Origin of the sequence: Streptomyces sp. ISL-43 (assembly GCF_018614195.1) — a bacterium.
Classification (GTDB): domain Bacteria; phylum Actinomycetota; class Actinomycetes; order Streptomycetales; family Streptomycetaceae; genus Streptomyces.
Window position 1 is genome coordinate 48,993 of sequence record NZ_JAGGOT010000075.1, and the last position, 17,022, is coordinate 66,014.

A 17,022-nucleotide genomic window follows, 5' to 3' on the forward strand; every position below is an offset into this window, starting at 1 on the left:
GGTCAGCCCTCGTTCCCGGTCATGCGCAGGAAGACCTGCTCCAGCGAGTCGGTGACGGTGGAGATTCCCGAGATCGCGACGCCGGAGTCGTGGCAGTGCCTGGACAGTTGTGGCAGCACGTCTCGGACTTGCGCGTTCTCGATGCGCACCTCGGTGTCCTGGGCGGTCGCGGTCAGTCCGGCCGCGGCGGCCCACTCCTTGACGACCTTGGCCGCGACCGCGTCGTCCACGGTCACCATCAGGTGCGCGCCGCCGAACTCCCTTACGAGCTCGCTCGGCTGGGCGAAGCGGACCACCTTGCCCTTGTTGATGACCAGGACGCGCTGCGCGTTGCGCTCCAGCTCTTCGATGATGTGGCTGGTCCAGATCACGGTCATGCCGTTCTCCTCGCGGAGCCAACGTACGAACCGTTCGATCTGGTGCCGGCCGGCCACGTCCAGCCCGGCCGAGGGCTCGTCGAGGATCAGGAGTTCGGGGATGGTCAGGAGCGCCCGTACGAGCTGCAGGCGCTGACGCTGTCCCCCGGACAGCTGGAAGACGAGCTGCGACAGGTGGTCCTTCAGGCCGAGGTACTCGGCCACCTCCAGCGCCCAGGGCCGGGTGGTGCGCCATGACAGGCCCCTGAATCGCGTGGCGATGAGCAGGTTGTCCAGGGCCGACAGCATCTCGTCGTAGGGGGCGGACTGGTGCATCGCACCGATGCCGCTCTTGGCGGCGACCGGGTCGCGGGCCGGGTCCACGCCGAACACCCGGATGTTCCCGGTGGTGGGAGGGGTGACGCCGCAGATCATCTTCATCAGGGTCGTCTTGCCGGCACCGTTGGGTCCCAGCAGCCCGATGGTCTCGCCTTTGGCGATGTCGAATGAGATCCGATCGACGGCCGGCGTCTCTTTCCCGCGGTAACGCTTGGTCAGCTCTTCGGCGTTCACCACACCATTCGCCACGGTCCGCCCTCCACAATGTGATTGATGTTTCTTCAGGATTGCCGATCGAGTAGCTGGGGCTGGAGGTTACGCCTATCGACCGGTGCGGAAGCGGCTGTTGCCCAAGCTGCCTTGGAACTGCCTCTGTTCTGCCGCCTCGACCACCGTCCCGTTGGCTAGCATTCGCAGCATGAGCCGTTCAGGACATACCGAAGACCGTGACGGAAAAGCCGTCGTGGTTCTTGTGAATTGCGCGGGCGGCCGTGAATTGGAGGTCGTTCGCGACGCATTGACGGGACCGCTGGAAACACCGACGATATTGATCCGGCAGGACGAACTCTCCTCGACGCCCCTGGCGCTCGACGTGGACACCGGCCTGTTGGACGTCGCCGGGCGCCGGGTCAGGCCGGCCGTCGTCTGGGTGCGCCACGCGTCGGCTTGCGCGCTGCTGGCGCAGGCTCGGCCGGCGGGCTCGATGACACCGTTGCAGGCGCAGTCGTGGTCCGGGTTCCTCGGGCAGGTGGCATCTGCGGCGACCGCCGCTCTGCCCGGCGGCACGGTCGTCGGACCGGGCCAGCTGGTGGAGGCTCACCGGCTGGGCGTGAAGACGCCGCGGACGGTCGTCACCAACGACGTCCGGGCGGGTGCGCGCGACGTGGGAGCGCGGACCCTCGTGGTCAAGACGCCGGATTTCCGGCTGTTCGAGCCGGATCGGGGGAAGTGGAAGGCGTGCCTGCCCTCGGTCGTGGGCTGTGAGGCGGTGGCAGGGGACCCCGGAGCGGCCACCGCGGCGGCCGATGGGCGGCCGGTCGTCGTCCAGGAGTACGTGGCTCACACCCGTGAGCTGCGCGTCTACCACCTCGACGGCGGGATCTGCGCCTTCGAGGTCCGCAAGCCCGAACCGTCGAGCCTGATGACGGATCCCGAGAGTGTCGCGGTGAAACGCGTCGACTGCCCGCAGCCCGCGGCGGACGCGGTGCGCACCCTGTGCGCCGCGTGGAACCTGCGCTACGGGGCGTTCGACCTGCTCGTGTCCGACACCGGGGAACCGGTGTTCCTGGAGGCCAACCCGGACGGCGACTGGCTCTGGTTCGAACGCAAGGCGCGCTGGCACGGCGTCTCGTTCATGGCCGCCGTCATGGTCCGTGAGTTGTTCGTACGGAGTACGTCGTGAGGAGATCGCGCTGATGACGGCGATACGGGGTGCTGAGATCTCCACCCGGGGCCTGGTGCTCGTGGCCATGGTGGCGCGGGGTCACACGACCGACCGCGTGGCCCGCGCGCTGCGCCTGAGCAGACACACGGTGGGCGAGGAGATCAGCGGTCTCCTCGACCGGTTCAACTGCAGGAACAGGGCAGAGCTGGTGGCCTACTGCTACGTCAACCGGATCTTGCCGATCGGTATCTGGCCGCCGCCGTGCGGCCCCGTGAAAGGGGTGGATGACGTGTTCGACCCTCTGACCAGTCTGCGCGAAGCGGGACTTCCGGTCGACCAGCTGAGCGCCGCGCAGCGCGACGTGCTGGCGCACCTGACCGAGGAGGAGACCGCGGTCGTCGTATCGGTCCAACACCGGTTGGTCCAGGCGGATGCCGGGTCCGATGCCGAGGTGTGGGCCCACGACCTCAAGCTGCTCTGATCCCTGCTGCTCTGATCCCTGCTGCTCTGATCCCTGCCGGCCGCCCGCTGGACGGCAGATGCCCTTGGAGGAGGACCACGTATGAGCCGCAGACTGGTGGTCGTCCTCTTCCTCGACCTCGTCGGATGGACGCGGCTCGCCGAGCGCGTCGATCCGGAGGCGCTGCAGCAACTCCTCGATCAGTACTACGAGATCTGCTCGACCGCGGTGGAGGAACACGGCGGCGTGGTGGAGAAGTTCATCGGGGACGCCGTCATGGCGGTCTTCGGCGCGGACACCTCCCAGGAGGACGACGCGCTGCGGGCGCTGCGGGCGGCCACGCGCATCCGGGCCGAAGTACGCGAACTGCGCACACCGGCCGCCGACGCGGCGCCGGTCGAGGTCCATTGCGGTATCGCGGCCGGCGAGGCCCTGGTGACGCGTTCGGCCCGAGCCGGCATCCGGGTCGTCGGCGACGTGGTCAACCTGGCCGCGCGCCTGCAGTCGTTGGCCGTCGCCGGGGAGATCATCGTCAACGAGACCGTGGCGCACCTGGCCCGCCCGCACTACCTCATGGCCGCGGTGCCGCCGGTGATGCTGAAGGGCAAGGCGGAACCCGTTCCCGTCCTGCTGGTGACCGGCGAGGCCGCCGCCGACCGGGCGGGCGACGGTTCACCCATGGTGGACCGCAGCGCCGAACGCCGGCGGCTGCGCGGGATCTACCACCGGGTGGCCCGCGACCGGCGGCCGGAACTGGTGACCGTGCTCGGACCACCGGGCATCGGCAAGACCCGGTTGGTCAGGGAGACCGTGGACGACCTGGTCGCGGCCGGGGCGAAGCCCATCGCCGTGTTCGGCAGCTGCCAGTCCTACGGAACGAACGGGAACTACGCGGCGCTCGTCGAAGTGCTGGAAGCCCTGACCCGACAGGCCCCGCCCAGCGCGGAGTTGCTGCGCGCGGACGAGCGCATCGCCGGGGTGCTCACCAGCCTGCGCGACGCCTCGCTCTCCCGCCTCGCCGATTCCGTCCCGGGACCGGGCGTGGAGGAGGTCTCGTGGGCGACGCGCGAACTGCTCACCGCTGCGGCCTCCCGCCCGCTCGTCGTGGTGTGGGACAACCTCGCGTGGGCGGGGCAGTCGCTCCTGGGACTCATCGGTGAGCTGATGGACAGCCTCCGGGACATCCCGCTCCTGATGGTCTGCGTGTCCAGACCGGAGCTCGCGGGGCTCGAAGGCCCCTGGCTCCCGGACGATGTGATCGACGTCGGCGCGCTGGTCCCGATCGACAGCGCGCGGCTGGCGGTCTCGCTGGCAGGGCACGGCAGCGGCGCGGAGGTGGAACTGCACGACCTCGACCTGGTCGACCGGGTCGCGCTGTACAGCGCGGGCAATCCGCTGTACATCCGGCTGATGATGGACTGGCTGCGGGACGGACGAACCGTCGACGAGGTGCCACCGACCATCACGGCCATGGTGGGCGCGATGATCGACCGGCTGCCCGCGCCCGCCCGGCGGCTGCTGGGCGCCGCATCCGTGATCGGTCCTTCGTTCACCCTGGAGCAGCTCGCGCTGCTGGGCGAGGCGGCGCCGGCGGCCGGCGTCGACGCGCTCTCGGAGCAGCGGCTGTTCCACTTCACGGGGGAGGAAGGCGGATACCGCTTCGTCCAGCAGCCGGTGCACGAGGTGGCCTACGGCCGGCTGGAGAAGGAGCAGCGCATCGCGTGGCACCGGCGCCTGGCCGAGGGCGGCTTCAGTCCCGGTTTCCACCTCGAGGCCGCGACCCGGCTCCTCAGCGGTCTCCGCCCGGACGACACGGAGCTGCCGCGGTTGGCGCGGCAGGCGGCCGAGGCACTGCTGGGCGAGGGCACCGTGGCGCTCCGTCAGCGTGACGTGCCGACGGCGATCGGACTGCTCGGACGAGCGCTCGTACTGGCGCGGAGCAGGCCTGACCAGTGCCGGTCGGTCGCGGCCGTCCGCCTCAGCGACGCCCTCATGCTCTCCGGGGACACCCGGCGGGCGCTGGAGGTGGTCGCGGACGGCGCGTGGAACGGCCCCGACGCCGGCGCCGGCACTGTCAGGCGGCGGCCGTGCCTGGTCCAGGTTCAGCGGTCCCTGCTGGCGGCACGACTCGGCAAGGTCACCGTGGCCGACATGGAGGAGCTGCGGTCCGAGCTCGAAGGCGACGAGCCCGACCGGTTCGCCTGGTGCCGGTTCGAGCAGCTGCGGATGCTGCTCCACCTGGACCAGGGCCGCTTCGGGGCGGCCGAGGAAGCGGCGGGCGCAGCACTCGAGCACGCCCGGGCCATCGGTGACGCGTACGAGGAGGACCGGCTCCTCGTGGCTCTGTGCGAGATCCGTCAGTGGTCGCCGACTCCGGTGCGGGAGAAGCTGTCGGGCTGCGCGGAGCTCCTCGAACGGTTCGCCGCCGACCGGTTCCTGGCGCTGCCCGCGCTGGCCGCCCGCGCGCGCTGTCTGGCGCTGATCGGGGACCGGGCCGGCGCGCGCTCGGCACTGGCCGAGGCCGAATCCGTCGTGGAGCAGCTCCGGCTGACCCTGGGCCGTGTCCTGGTCGATCAGGTGGCCGCCCTGGCGGCCTCGCTGGACGGTGAGCACGGCGAGGCCGAACGGCGCTTCCGCGGCGCGGCCGACGCTCTCGAACAGGCCGGCTACGTGCCGGTCGCGCTCACCATGCGGGTGCAGGCGGCCCGCGAATGCGCGCGGCGGAGCCGGGCGGGCGAAGCCGCCGGCCGGATCGCGGAGCTCCTCGGACGGCGCGACGAGATGGACGTCCGGGGGCGGGTCCTGTGCATGTCGGCCGCCGTGCTGACCGCCGCCGGGCAGGGCCGCCGCGACCCGATGCGCGCCGAGGTCCTGACCCTGCTCGAGGACATCGACGACCCGTGTCTGCGCGGCGAGGTCTCTTTCGATCTGGCCCGGGCCCACCGCTGCCTGGGCGAGCGGTCCGGTGCCCTCGTCATGGCCGGGCTGGCCATCGACGCCTACGCCGCCGTCGGCGCGACGAAGCCCCTGGGGACGGTACGGGAATGGATGTGAGCGGCGCGCCCTGGCGGCGCGAACGGCTGCCGCACGCTTCCGGGATGCCCGCCTGGAGCATGCCGGCCGACGGTGGTCCCGGCGAGCCCCTGCCGACTGCCCTGTTCGACGGGATCGACTCCCGCTGGGCCTGGGAGGGCGCGACGGGCGAGGGCGTCCGCGTCTGTGTGCTCGACAGCGGGGTCGAAGCGAACCATCCGCTGGTCGGGCCGGTCGAGCGTGCCTGGCAGGTGGTGACGGCCGAGGGCCGGGCTCCGCGCGTGGAGGAGTGCGAGCCGCTCGACGGCGCCGGGCACGGGACCGCCTGCGCGGGGATCATTCGGGGGATCGCGCCGCGGGTCTCGCTCAGTTCGCTCAAGGTCCTCGGCGACGGGAGGTCCGGCAGCGCCTCCGCGCTGATCGCCGGCCTCGCCTTCGCGATCGAGGAAGGGTTCGACGTCGTCAGCATGAGCCTGTCGACGAACAGGATCGAGTTCCGCGACCGGCTGGGCGAGCTGTGCGACCGCGCCTACTTCCGCCGGACGGTCGTGGTGGCGGCGGCGCACAACATGCCGATCGAGAGCTTCCCGTGGAACTTCGCGTCGGTGATCTCGGTCGCCAGCCACGCCGAGCCGGACGGCATGCGCTTCTACTACAACGCCGCACCGCCGGTCGAGTTCCGCGCCCGGGGGGTGCGCGTACCGGTGGCGAGCCCGGGCGGCGGCACGGTCCGCAACACCGGGAACAGCTTCGCGGCGCCGCACATGGCCGGGATCGCGGCACTCGTCCTGAGCAAGCATCCGTGGCTCACGCCGTTCCAGCTGAAGAGCGTCCTGTATCACTGCGCCGCGAACATATCGGTCCAAGGAGGCGGAGCATGAAGCCCTGGCCACAAGATCTCATGGCCACCGAACGTCAACTGCTGCAGTCCGTCGTCTCGGTGGCCCGCTACATCTACGGAGCCGCCGCGTCGTCGGTGTTCATGGTGAGTCCCGACACCGGTGAGCTGATCTTCGCGGCGGTCGCGGGCGAAGGCGAGCAGGGCCTGGTGGGCAAGCGCTTCGAGCCCGGCACGGGCATCGCCGGCTGGGTGGCGGCCAGCGGCCAGCCCCTGATCACGGACAACGTGGCCGGGACCGACCGGTTCGCCCGCGACGCCGCGGCCTCGACCGGGTACGTACCGGCGAGCATCATGGCCGCCCCGCTCATCGCGGACGGGGAGTGCATCGGCGTGATCGAGGTGCTGGACCGCCATACCCGCGACTCGGACGCCCCCGGCCGGGAGCTGGACGACATCGAACTGCTGGGCCTGCTCGCCACGCAGGCCGCGCTGAGCCTCGCCCTGCTGCGGCGCAGCGAGCAGTCCGCGAGTGCGGTGCCGCGCATGGGCGATCTGGTGGCACGGCTGTCGGAGCACGCGGTCATGGACTCCTGCGACCCGCTGGCCCTCTCGCTGCTGAGCATCTCGCTGAACCTGCTGGACCGCAGTGCGCACCCCAGTTCGAAGGCGGGCTGACGGCCGACGGAGACGGATCGCAGACGTGCGGGCGACGAACCGGAGACGCGGGCGGAACGGGCCCCGCCTACGCTCCTGGCCCATGGTCCACAGTGCCGAGGCCGAGACGTCGTCGTTTCCCGAGCTGCTGCGCTTCAAGCGCGTTCAGGCCGGGCTCACCCAGCGGACGCTCGCCGACTTGTCGACGATCAGTCCGCGGACGATCCGCGCCCTGGAGTCGGGCCGGGCGAACGCCCGGATCCAGACCCTTCGCCTGCTCGCGGACGCCTTGCGTCTCGAGGGCCTGCCCCGGGAGCTCTTCGTCAAGGCGGGCCTCGGCAGCCAACGGCAGGGGCCGATCGGAGTCGATCCCTGCCTCACGGTGCCCAGTTCGGTCAACGCCCTCCTCGGGCGCGAGGTCGAGGTGCGGGCGATGGTGGGCGCCCTGGAATCGGACCACCGTCGCATGATCTCCATCTCCGGGCTTCCGGGAGTGGGGAAGTCGAGGGTGGCGGCGGAGGTGGCGGCCCGGCTGAGCTCGCGCCGCGGGTGGCCGGTGCTGTGGATCGGGGCGGGCACGGCAGCCCTCGACGGTCACGGCACCGCCTTCGGCTCCCTGCTGAAGTCGTTGCGCCTGTTCGTCGAATCGGGTGCGGAGGACGTTTCCACGGTCTGCCGGCTCATCGGCCGGCACGAGGTGCTGCTCGTGCTCGACGGGCTCGCCGACGCGAGGAGCCCGGTCGGTGTGGAGGAACTGCTGGCGTACTGTCCGGGCATCCGTGTGGTCAGCGCGTCGCGGGCACCGTGGCACGTCGCGGGGGTCCAGGGCACGGTGATCTCGCCGCTGGCCACGCCGGGGGCCGATGGGGACGCGACGAGTCCGCTGGACGAGCTCACCTGCGTGCCCTCGGTACGGCTGCTCTTGGACAGGCTCTCGGAGGTCCGCCCCGGGTTCGCGCTCGGCCGGGGCGATGCCGGGGCGGTGGCGCGGCTGTGCCGGAGGCTGGACGGTCTGCCCGTCGCGCTGGAGGCGGCGGCGGCGAGGTTCAGGGTCCTGAGTCTGAGACAGCTGGCGGACACGCCCGCACCGGACTTGCTCGACCTGCCGACGCCGACGCGGTCCGCCGGTGTCCCCGAGACGGTCGGCGGCCTGATCCGGTCCGGCTTCGAGCATCTGGACGTCGCCCACCGCGCGATCCTCCAGGAACTGGTGCGGTTCGACCGGGCGTTGACCGTTTCCGAGGCCGCCGACGCCCTGCACCGGCCGCTGCACCAGGTGGTGGACGAGCTGAGCACGCTGATGGGCCGGGGACTCGTCCGGGCTTCGCACGAGGAGGCGGAGACGCGCCTGCACCTGCCGAATCTGCTGCGGGCGGCCCTGACCCGGCAGTGACGGCCGCGCCGCCCCGGCCGCGTCATGCCAAGTGCTCGGCGAGGAACCGTTCGACCGCGGCGTAGTAGGTCTGCCGGTTGCCGGGTCGGGCCAGGCCGTGGCCCTCGTCGGGAAAGAGCAGGTACTCGTGCGGAAGCCCCTTGGCGGCCAGCGCCGCGACGATCTGCTCGGCTTCCTCCTGGGGTACCCGGACGTCGTTCGCGCCCTGGACCACCAGGACCGGGATGCGGATGTCCTCGACCCGCGACAGCGGAGACCGCTCCCACAGCATGTCGCGCTCGGTCTGCGGGTCTCCGACGTGGGCGGACATGAACGACCGCAGCGGAGCCCGGTACGGCGCCCCGGCCGCCAGCAGCGTCAGCAGGTTCGACGGACCGCAGAGGTCTATCGCGCAGGTGAACACGGTCGGGGTGAAGGCCGCACCGACAAGCGCGGCATACCCTCCGTACGAGCAGCCCATGATCGCGACCCGGGAGGCGTCCACGCTGCCGTCCGCGACGAGATGGTCCAGCGCGTCGAGCAGATCGGTCTGCATCGCGGCACCCCACTGCTTGGCGCCCAGGTTGCGGAAGTGCTTTCCGTAGCCCGTCGAACCGCGGAAGTTGACCTGGACGCACGCGTATCCGCGATTGGCCAGGAGCTGCGCCTCCTCGTCGAACGCGAACGTGTGACGGGCCCAGGGTCCACCGTGCACGTTGACCACCGCCGGCAGCCCCCTGCGCTCGGCACCGGGCGGCCAGGTCACGTAGCCGTGCACCGTGACTCCGTCGCGCGCGGAGAACTCGAAGGGCTCCATCCTGGCCAGCCGGTAGCGTTCGAGCTCGTTCTGGTGGCTGAAGAGGTAGCGCAGCCGCCCGTCCGCCCGGTCGTAGACGTAGTAGAGGACGGGACCGGCTCCGGTCACCACCGAGACCGTCCACAGCCGTTCGGTGCGGTCGGTGCGGTCGATGTAGACCTCGCCGTCGATCGCCTGGAGCGCGAGTTCACCGCGGATCCGCCCGACGTCCTTGCCGAACTCCTCGTCGAGGAAGACCCACTCGTCGCGGTCCTTGGCGAACAGCACCGCTTGCGGCCGACGGCTCACCGGGTCCATCTCGACCTGCTTGACGTCGTAGACCGGATCCTCGGCGAGCAGGGTACGCCGCCCGGTCGCGACCTCGACCTCGAAGAGACGGCCGGCGTTGGCCCCGATGGAGGACAGGAGATGGCACGTGGCGCCGTCGCGCGAGAAGCCGATGACACGCGTCCCCACTGCGTCCTCGTAGGGCACGTCGAGCCACGGCGGCGCATCCTGCGGTCCGTCCGGCCCTTGCGGCGGGTCGAGGAAGACGGACATGCCACCGTCGGGCTTCATCGCCGTGCCGCCGCGGACCCGCAGGTCGGTGTCGATGATCCAGCTCAGGTACCCGGGATTCTCCGCGACCATGGTGAGGCGGCCGGTCACCAGATCCAGGCTGTAGACGTCGTGCAGGCCGGGCCGGTCCTTGTTCAAGCCGATCAGGACGGTGGTCGGGTGCCACCGGTTGTGCGCCAGCACGCGCGCCTGGACACCGTCGAACGGTGTGGCGCAGCGCTCCTCACCGGAGACGAGGTCGACGAGGTACACCCGCCAGCTCTCGTCGCCGTTCTCGTCCCGCAGGTAGAACAGCGTGCGGTCGTCGTGGCACAGGCCGTACGTCCGGATGCCGCGCCCCCGGTCGTGCGTGACGACCGTCGCCTCCTCCGGCCGGTCCACCGGCGCCACCCATACGTTCAGCACGCCGTCGTCCGGAGCCAGGTAGACCAGGCGGGTCCCGTCCGGCGAGATCTCGGGTACGAGGTACGAGGGGTTGCCGAACAGGACGGAGTGCGGGATCAGCGGTACGGCTTCAGTCGTCACGGTTCTCTTCCCGGGTGGGTTGCGGACTTCGGCGCCCCGAGAACCACCACTCGCGGAGCCCGGGGAACTGCGCGACCGCCTCGTCGGTGGTCAGAGGCGGGTTCGATCCGGCGGACGGCCCCGGTAGGAGGGTCGGGGCCGCGGCAGCCCGCTCGGGGACCGGTACGGGGACCAGCGCGGGGACCAGCGTCTGGGAACGGAAGAGCTGCGTCATCAGCGCCGGGCTGCTGAGCACGGCCTTGGACACCCTGGCCCTCATCCGGTGCCCGGCGGCGGACACGGAACCGTTCGCGCCGGCCCGCACCCGGTCCTGATCGGTCGCCGTCTTCCACGACCCGGACGCCACTTGCGCCACGGCGGCCTGGAGTTCGGGCAAGGCCGCGGGCTCGGCGCCGCGCCGTGCCAGCTCGCGGTCCACGCACACGGCGCTGAGCAGGGCGACCGACATCCCGTGCGAGTAGACGGGGTTCACCGCCGTCAACGCGTCGCCGACGACCAGGAAGCCGTCGGGCATCGGCCCGCGTTCGTAGAACCTCCTGCGATTGGCGGTGGCACGGTACGGCCGCACTCCCCCGAGCGGTTCGGCCGCGCCCAGGAGCTCCGCGACGATCGGCGAGCGCAGCGAACGGGCGCAGTCGGTGAATCCCCGTTCGTCGGTCGGCGGGGCGGCGGCGCGCGTGCCGGTCAGTGTGAAGATCCACCGGCTGTCCTCGATGGGGAACACCGTCGCGCCGTACCCCGGCCGGCCGTTCTCCGGGCGCGGGTGCACCATGACCGCCGGGATGTCGGCGGCGAGGCCGGCGGGAGCCCGGTAGATCCGGGTGGAGTACGCCTGACCCGAGTCGACGACCTCCTCCTCGACGCCGGGTCCACCGATCGCGGCCAGCCACTGCCCGGCCCTCGACCGCCGGCCCGTCGCGTCCACCACGATGTCGGCGTGGAGGGTCTCGGCGGAGCCGTCCCCGCCCGCGACCACGACACCGCTCACCCGCGACGCGTTTCCGACGAGTCCGACGACCCGGGTGCGCTCCCGCACCGACACCGCGCCGTCGGCCAGGGCCCGCTGCCGGATGACGTGGTCCATGAGCCACCGACTGCACGAGACCAGGAAGGCGCCGGTCTCGTGGCGGCGGAACCAGCCGTCCGCGCTGAGGATCAGCGCGCCGTCCGGGAGGCCCCGCCGGTGCGCGCCCTGGGCGAGGAGCGCCTCCAGTGTTCCCGGGAGCACCGCTTCCAGGGCTTCGGCACCGGCGGTCACGAGCACGTGGCTGTGGAACGCCTGGGGCAGCCCCGTCCGGACCCCCGGGCCCACCGGGTACCGGCCGCCTTCGACCACGGTGACCTCGTCGACGTGCCTGGAGAGCACCTTGGCCACCAGTACGCCCGCGAAGCCTCCGCCGAGGACGACGGCCTTGGTCATGACCGCGCGGCCGGCTCGCTCCGCGCCTCGGCTTGCGTCTCCTGGATCAGACCGGCCTCGACCATGTTGCTGATGAACGCGTCCACTTCGGCGCGGATGCGTGCCGTCATCGCGGCGTTGTGACCCGCGAACAGGAGGGACAGGTTCCTGATGACCGTCTCCCGGTCACCGTCGCTCTCCACGAGCGCCCAGATCTGGGCGGCGGTCGAGTTCAGGGTGCGGAAGTCGCCGGACTCGCTGTGATAGAGCGAGATGCCGTCCGTGGTCTCCTGCCAGATCACCGCGTCACTGATGTGCAGGGACATCGCCCAGCCTCCTGTTCACCGGCATGATGGGAATCAGTTCACCGACCTTGATCCCGGGCACGGGCGCGGGCGGGCGTACGTAGGTCTTCCACTGGTCGTAGACCTCGTGCACCTCGCCCGTGGCGACCATGCGGGGGACCGTCATGTCGAGGTCCTTCTCGGCGAGCTCCGCGCGGGTCACTCCGGTTTCCGTCCACAGCTGCGTCGTGACGCCGTGCCGCAGGATCCGGCACAGGTGCCGGCTGTTGCGCCGCAGGTCCCCGGACTCCGACATGTGCGCGGCCCGGCAGCCTCCTCCGCAGTTCGCCTTGATGTAGCACTTCTCGCAGTCGGAGTGGAACTCCCCGCCGTACACGGTGCTCTTGCGCATCGCGCTCAGCACCGGACTGGCGAAGATCTCGGACAGCGGCTGCTTCCTGATGTTGCCGGCGAACTCCCCCTTGCCCGTGACGAGCTTGCACGGATAGATGTCACCGAGGGAGTTGATGTAGATCTCGTTGCCACCCATCCCGCAGTTGCCCTTGACCGAGCACGGGGTCACCGGCCTCGGCCCGTCCGGCTTGAACTTGCCCGCGACCGGCGAGGTCCAGACGAGCTGCTGCACCCGCAGGTGGTCCTGCCATCCGAAGTCGTAGTCGTCTGCGACGCCCCGGCCCAGGTCGTTGTGGTTCATCAGGCGGACGCTGTGGATCTCGATCCCGTCGAGGAACGACGCGAAGTCCTCCAGCTCGTCGACGTTGTCCGAGGTCACGATGTGGTTGATGGCCGGCGCCACGCCCGCGTCGTTGAGCAGCTGGATCGCCCGGTGCGTCTTGGCGAACGCGCCCTTGCCGCGGGTCCGGTCGTGCGTCTCGGCCGTGCCTCCGTCGAGGCTCACCGTGACGGCGTCGAACAGCTCGGCGAAGCGCTTCGCCGTCGCCTCGGTCCGGATCATCGTCGCGTTGGTGATCACGTTCACCTTCAGGCCGCTGCGCTTGGCGTGTTCGACGATCTTGAACAGGTCCTTGCGGAGCATCGGCTCGCCACCGGTGAAGATGATGGTCCCGGTGCCGAAGTCGGCGATCTGCGAGACCAGGTCCAGCGACTCGGCGGTGTCGAGCTCGCCCGGAAGGCACTTCTCGGACGACGCGTAGCAGTAGGGGCAGCGGAGGTTGCAGCCGTCGGTGATGGCGTAGTACGCGACGTTCAGGGGCGGTTCACCGAGCTTGACCTTGGGCCTGTTGCCGTTGAAGTACACGATCCAGTTCAGGATGAGCTTGGCGAGGACGCGCTCCGTCTCATCGTTCTGCTCCAGTGACGCCTGCTCCCCGCGGGCCTGGGCGGCGGCCAGGGCTTCGAGGATCCGAAACTCACGTCCGGTCAGGACGCACCGGGCGGCCACCTCCGGGTTGACCACGAGGTGGTCCTCGTCGTGCACAAAGTACGTCAGGTCGTTCGGCACCTCGAACAACGACAGGTTCCGGACCAGATTCCCGCGCATCCCGCTCCTCTCTGGGCTGGCACAGGCGTGGCCCGACGCGAATGGCCGCCGGACCCCGCCTGTGAACTGTCGGACTACTCGGCCTGGCCGGAGCCCGACCAGAGGCCGCAGGCACACAGCATGGCGGCGTCGAAGCCCTCCTTCGTCGCCTCGGGCGAGGTCCAGTCCTGGGAGTGCGCCGCCACATCGGGGAGGATCGCCGCGAGGCGGGTCTTGGTCGAGATGAGGACCTTGGTCTCCTCGGCGGTCAGGCTGGCGTAGAACTCCTCGAGAGCGGGCGCCATCGTGCCGCCGATAACGCCGGCCGCACGGAGGGACTCCAGGGCGTTGAAGGTCATGCTTCCACCTTTCGCTGTCGCGATCGATCGGGGACGCAACCGAGACTGCGCGCGGAGGACCGGTGAAACAACCCCACGATTGTGGGTTGTGCGGGAGCGGTGTCGGGGGACATACGCGTCGCGGGCGACGGCTCTCGCGGCAACGGATCAGAGCGGCGGGAACGCGCCACGCAGGGGTGTTGACGATCTCCAAGCCTTGCCTCACGCTCATACCACAGCCGTTGTGAAGCTCATGTGAAGCGAACGTGGAAATCGGGATCAATGGAGCGCCCACCCGGCGGCCGGCGGCCCGTCGGACGACCCGAGAGGTGCGATGAATCCCACCGGCTTAGGCATCGTGCACATATCGCTGCTGCCAGGCTTCGTCTGCCGCACCGATCAGCGGGTCGCCGACCTCAGCGACATCCAGCAGCGGCTCGTCGCGGCTCTGGTACTCAGCGACCGCCCGCTGCGGCGCGGCGACCTCGCCGCACGCCTGTGGCCCGATGCCCCGCCCGCTCGGGCGGGAGCGAGATTGCGCCAAACTCTGTGGCGACTGAACCAGGCGACGGCCGGGGGCCTGTTGCAGGCCTCGCACACCACCATCACCCTCGCCGACCACGTCGAAGTGGACTACCGGGCGGCGGCCGGACTGATCTCGACGGCGTCCGGGGCGGGCGAGGCGGCGGTGAGCTACGACCGGCTGCCGCACACGTGGAGCGTGCTGCGCCACCCCCTGCTGTACGACTGGGACGACGAATGGCTGGTGCCGTTCCAGGAGAAGTGGAAACTGCAGCGCGTCCAGACGCTGGAGCTCCTCGCCGAGAGGTTCCTGCAGCGACGCCAGCACTCCGCGGTGCTCGAACTGGCCGACGCCGCGACCCAGGCCGACCCGCTGCGGGAGGGCCCGCGGCGCATAGCCGTCCAGTCGTGCCTCCACGTCGGCGAAGTCGCCGACGCACACCGCCGGTACCGCCGCTACCGCGAGCTGCTGTTCTCGGAACTGGGCGTAGCCCCGAGCGGCGCCATCCCCCAACTGCTGAAGCAGGACCGCGACCGCCAGCTCGCCCTGACGGCGGAGTACTGACCGCCCCCACCCGGGCGCCCGCCATCTCCCCCGGAAACGAGTCAGAGGCCGTGCCGGATTCCTCCGACACGACCTCTGACCTGCGACTCTTTCGAGTCGGGACGACAGGATTTGAACCTGCGACCCCTTGACCCCCAGGAGTGCGGGTCACCGGGATTATCCGCAGATAACAGACTTAATCCGGGCGCAAGTTGTGTACGGAAGGCTCTGTCGTGCGCCATCGCGCACACGTGTGGTCCCCAACTGGTCCCCAGACAGCAGACCCTGCCTGCCATGAGGCACTCGACAGCGAAGCCTGCTGCACGCCCTACTGATTCCCAATGAAGTTGTCAAGGTTGGCTGGTGACTCGTTGTGAGCGCGTCAGCCCAGTGGGACCGGGCTGGGCGGCGCGGTGATCTCAAAGGTTCGGCCGTCGCGTATGAGGGCCCAGAGAACGTTCAGACGGCGGCGTGCGAGGGCGAGGATGGCTTGTTTGTGGGTCTTGCCTTCGGCTCTCTTGCGTTCGTAGAACGACTTGGAAACGGGGCAGCATCGGGCGGCGACCCGCGCGGACATGTAGAAGACCCGCAGCAGGCGGCGGCAGTAGCGTCGTGGTCGGCGCATGTTGCCGCTGATCCCGTCCGGAGTCCTTGGGGACAGGCGCCAGGCCGGCGACGCCGGCGAGGCGGTCGGAGCTGCCGTAGACACTCATGTCACCGCCGGTGTGGGCGATGAACTCGGCGCCCAGGACGGGGCCGATGCCAGGCATGTTCAGGAGCACCGCGGCATGCGGGTGGTCGCGAAACCGGCCCTCGATCAGCAGGTCGGTCTCGGCGATCTCCTCATCGAGAGCCATCACCTCCCTCGCGAGCCTGGCCACCATGGTGGCGGCCAGCTTCTCCCCGGGCACGGCGGTGTGCTGGGCCTCGGCGGCCTCGAGGGCGGTTGCCGCGACGGCGCTGGAGTTGCGGACCTTGCGGTTCTTCAGCCAGACCGCGAGACGGTTCTTGCCGACCCTTCGCAGGGCGGCCGGGGCCTGGTAGCCGGTGAGTAGCACCAGGGCCGCCTTCGAGGTGCTGTAGTCGAAGGCCCGTTCCAGGGCGGGGAAGTACTCCAGCATCTGGGCCCGCAGCCGGTTGATCGCCCTCGTGCGGTCGGCCGCCAGGTCAAGGCGGCGCGAGGTGAGGGACCCGCAGGTCCACGGCAATGTCGTCGCCGCGGTGCATCACCTGGAGGTCACGACGCATACGGGCCTGGTCCGCGATGACGAAGGCGTCCTTCGCGTCGGTCTTCCCGTCGCCCCGGTAGGAGCCGGAGGCGTGGTGAACGGTGCGGCCGGGGATGTAGAGAACTTGTTGGCCGTTGTCGGTCAGCAGCGCGATCATCAGGGCGGCTCCGCCGGCATTGAGATCGATCGCCCAGGTCACGTGCTCGCCCTCGCTCAGTGCGAGGACATCGGTGATCAATTCGAGCAGTGCGGTCTCGTCATTGGCCACCCGCCGTGACAGCGTGCGCTTGCCGTCGGTGTCGATCACCGTGCAATGGTGTTCGGCCTTGCCCGCATCTGTTCCCGCCCACAGTTCGGGCACGGTCACCTCCGAGATCGTTCCTGTGGTTGTCCCAGCAGACGACCTCGCCAGCGTGTCCTTACCAAGCGATCTCTTGGCGCGTATCCCAATCAGTGGCCGAGTCGTCGCGGGGCACTGGGCGGCCAATCAGTAGAAGCCACTCCTGCGGCATGAGCTTGACAGCCACACCCAGTGCCCCTGGGGTCTCCCGATCCTACGAGTGACCGGAATCGACCCACCACCAACGTAAGGAAGCTTTCAAGGTGGGGTCGGTGTGAGGGTCAGGCCTGTGGCGGCGAGGCACCCGTCGATCAGCTGGGGTCGGAGTTGGATTCTGGCCGGCCAGCGCGGACCGTTCTTCAACCGAGGCTCGACGCCGTAGCAACTGTTGTGCATGGAGCGCGCAGTGTGAGCGGTCACGCCCACCGCTCGGCGCGGCGCCTCCAGCAGCGGTGAGGCCGCTGACGCCTTTGCCGGTGTCCCCGGGAGCCGTATCCGCGACCGTGTCAGGAACCGCGGCGGGGGC

General features: G+C 70.2%; 13 protein-coding genes and 1 pseudogene. 7 read left to right on the top strand and 7 right to left on the bottom strand.

Annotated elements, in window-relative coordinates:
- Positions 1 to 2 precede the first annotated feature (2 nt).
- The gene (locus tag J7F03_RS35490; RefSeq protein ID WP_214956884.1) at positions 3 to 944 is read right to left on the bottom strand and encodes an ABC transporter ATP-binding protein; all 942 of its coding nucleotides are present in this window, start codon (positions 942 to 944) and stop codon (positions 3 to 5) included.
- 298 nt (positions 945 to 1,242) lie between these two features.
- Between J7F03_RS35490 and J7F03_RS35495 the strand changes: the two genes are divergently transcribed.
- From J7F03_RS35495 to J7F03_RS35520, 6 genes are all read left to right on the top strand, one after another.
- Entirely contained in the window at positions 1,243 to 2,097 is an 855-nt protein-coding gene (locus tag J7F03_RS35495) for a hypothetical protein (protein ID WP_214956886.1), read from the top strand.
- A 13-nt stretch (positions 2,098 to 2,110) separates the two neighbouring features.
- Positions 2,111 to 2,560: an aroma-sacti cluster domain-containing protein gene (locus J7F03_RS35500; RefSeq protein WP_214956888.1), complete on the top strand. Its 450-nt coding sequence runs from the start codon at positions 2,111 to 2,113 to the stop codon at positions 2,558 to 2,560.
- Between the two features lie 81 nt (positions 2,561 to 2,641).
- Positions 2,642 to 5,593, top strand: coding sequence for an AAA family ATPase (locus J7F03_RS35505; protein WP_214956891.1), 2,952 nt, complete (start codon positions 2,642 to 2,644; stop codon positions 5,591 to 5,593).
- Between the two features lie 44 nt (positions 5,594 to 5,637).
- On the top strand, positions 5,638 to 6,453 hold the full coding sequence (locus J7F03_RS35510) for a S8 family serine peptidase (RefSeq protein ID WP_214956892.1): 816 nt from the start codon (positions 5,638 to 5,640) through the stop codon (positions 6,451 to 6,453).
- Complete coding sequence (locus J7F03_RS35515) at positions 6,450 to 7,088, top strand: GAF domain-containing protein (RefSeq protein WP_251072981.1); 639 nt, start codon at positions 6,450 to 6,452, stop codon at positions 7,086 to 7,088. The genes J7F03_RS35510 and J7F03_RS35515 overlap by 4 nt, the downstream gene beginning before the upstream one ends.
- Before the next feature lie 82 nt (positions 7,089 to 7,170).
- Complete coding sequence (locus tag J7F03_RS35520; protein ID WP_214956894.1) at positions 7,171 to 8,460, top strand: helix-turn-helix domain-containing protein; 1,290 nt, start codon at positions 7,171 to 7,173, stop codon at positions 8,458 to 8,460.
- Between the two features lie 22 nt (positions 8,461 to 8,482).
- On the opposite strand, the gene J7F03_RS42460 is transcribed toward J7F03_RS35520, so the two are convergent.
- The 5 genes from J7F03_RS42460 to J7F03_RS35545 all read right to left on the bottom strand — a co-directional run bounded on the left by J7F03_RS42460 (position 8,483) and on the right by J7F03_RS35545 (position 13,882).
- The gene (locus J7F03_RS42460; RefSeq protein WP_214956896.1) at positions 8,483 to 10,339 is read right to left on the bottom strand and encodes a S9 family peptidase; all 1,857 of its coding nucleotides are present in this window, start codon (positions 10,337 to 10,339) and stop codon (positions 8,483 to 8,485) included.
- Complete coding sequence (locus J7F03_RS35530) at positions 10,329 to 11,759, bottom strand: NAD(P)/FAD-dependent oxidoreductase (RefSeq protein ID WP_214956898.1); 1,431 nt, start codon at positions 11,757 to 11,759, stop codon at positions 10,329 to 10,331. The genes J7F03_RS42460 and J7F03_RS35530 overlap by 11 nt, the downstream gene beginning before the upstream one ends.
- Entirely contained in the window at positions 11,756 to 12,064 is a 309-nt protein-coding gene (locus tag J7F03_RS35535; RefSeq protein WP_214956900.1) for a PqqD family protein, read from the bottom strand. The genes J7F03_RS35530 and J7F03_RS35535 overlap by 4 nt, the downstream gene beginning before the upstream one ends.
- Positions 12,045 to 13,544 carry a StsB family radical SAM/SPASM domain sactipeptide maturase gene (stsB, locus tag J7F03_RS35540; RefSeq protein WP_214956902.1) on the bottom strand — a complete coding sequence of 500 codons (1,500 nt, stop codon included), beginning with the start codon at positions 13,542 to 13,544 and terminating at the stop codon, positions 12,045 to 12,047. The genes J7F03_RS35535 and stsB overlap by 20 nt, the downstream gene beginning before the upstream one ends.
- 74 nt (positions 13,545 to 13,618) lie before the next feature.
- Positions 13,619 to 13,882, bottom strand: coding sequence for a StsA-related sactipeptide RiPP (locus J7F03_RS35545; RefSeq protein WP_214956904.1), 264 nt, complete (start codon positions 13,880 to 13,882; stop codon positions 13,619 to 13,621).
- A 313-nt stretch (positions 13,883 to 14,195) separates the two neighbouring features.
- Between J7F03_RS35545 and J7F03_RS35550 the strand changes: the two genes are divergently transcribed.
- Positions 14,196 to 14,948, top strand: coding sequence for a BTAD domain-containing putative transcriptional regulator (locus J7F03_RS35550; RefSeq protein WP_214956906.1), 753 nt, complete (start codon positions 14,196 to 14,198; stop codon positions 14,946 to 14,948).
- A gap of 361 nt (positions 14,949 to 15,309) precedes the next feature.
- Here the strand turns inward: J7F03_RS35550 and J7F03_RS35555 are convergent.
- Positions 15,310 to 16,523 (bottom strand): annotated as a pseudogene (locus J7F03_RS35555) (IS110 family transposase).
- Positions 16,524 to 17,022: the final 499 nt, after the last annotated feature.

Excerpts from the sequence above, each read along its gene's own strand:
- J7F03_RS35530 (WP_214956898.1), bottom strand. The coding sequence starts at position 11,759 with ATGACCAAGGCCGTCGTCCTCGGCGGAGGCTTCGCGGGCGTACTGGTG.
- J7F03_RS35550 (WP_214956906.1), top strand. The coding sequence starts at position 14,196 with ATGAATCCCACCGGCTTAGGCATCGTGCACATATCGCTGCTGCCAGGC.
- stsB (WP_214956902.1), bottom strand. The coding sequence starts at position 13,544 with ATGCGCGGGAATCTGGTCCGGAACCTGTCGTTGTTCGAGGTGCCGAAC.
- J7F03_RS35515 (WP_251072981.1), top strand. The coding sequence starts at position 6,450 with ATGAAGCCCTGGCCACAAGATCTCATGGCCACCGAACGTCAACTGCTG.
- J7F03_RS35500 (WP_214956888.1), top strand. The coding sequence starts at position 2,111 with ATGACGGCGATACGGGGTGCTGAGATCTCCACCCGGGGCCTGGTGCTC.
- J7F03_RS35545 (WP_214956904.1), bottom strand. The coding sequence starts at position 13,882 with ATGACCTTCAACGCCCTGGAGTCCCTCCGTGCGGCCGGCGTTATCGGC.
- J7F03_RS35510 (WP_214956892.1), top strand. The coding sequence starts at position 5,638 with ATGCCCGCCTGGAGCATGCCGGCCGACGGTGGTCCCGGCGAGCCCCTG.
- J7F03_RS35520 (WP_214956894.1), top strand. The coding sequence starts at position 7,171 with ATGGTCCACAGTGCCGAGGCCGAGACGTCGTCGTTTCCCGAGCTGCTG.
- J7F03_RS35505 (WP_214956891.1), top strand. The coding sequence starts at position 2,642 with ATGAGCCGCAGACTGGTGGTCGTCCTCTTCCTCGACCTCGTCGGATGG.
- J7F03_RS35535 (WP_214956900.1), bottom strand. The coding sequence starts at position 12,064 with ATGTCCCTGCACATCAGTGACGCGGTGATCTGGCAGGAGACCACGGAC.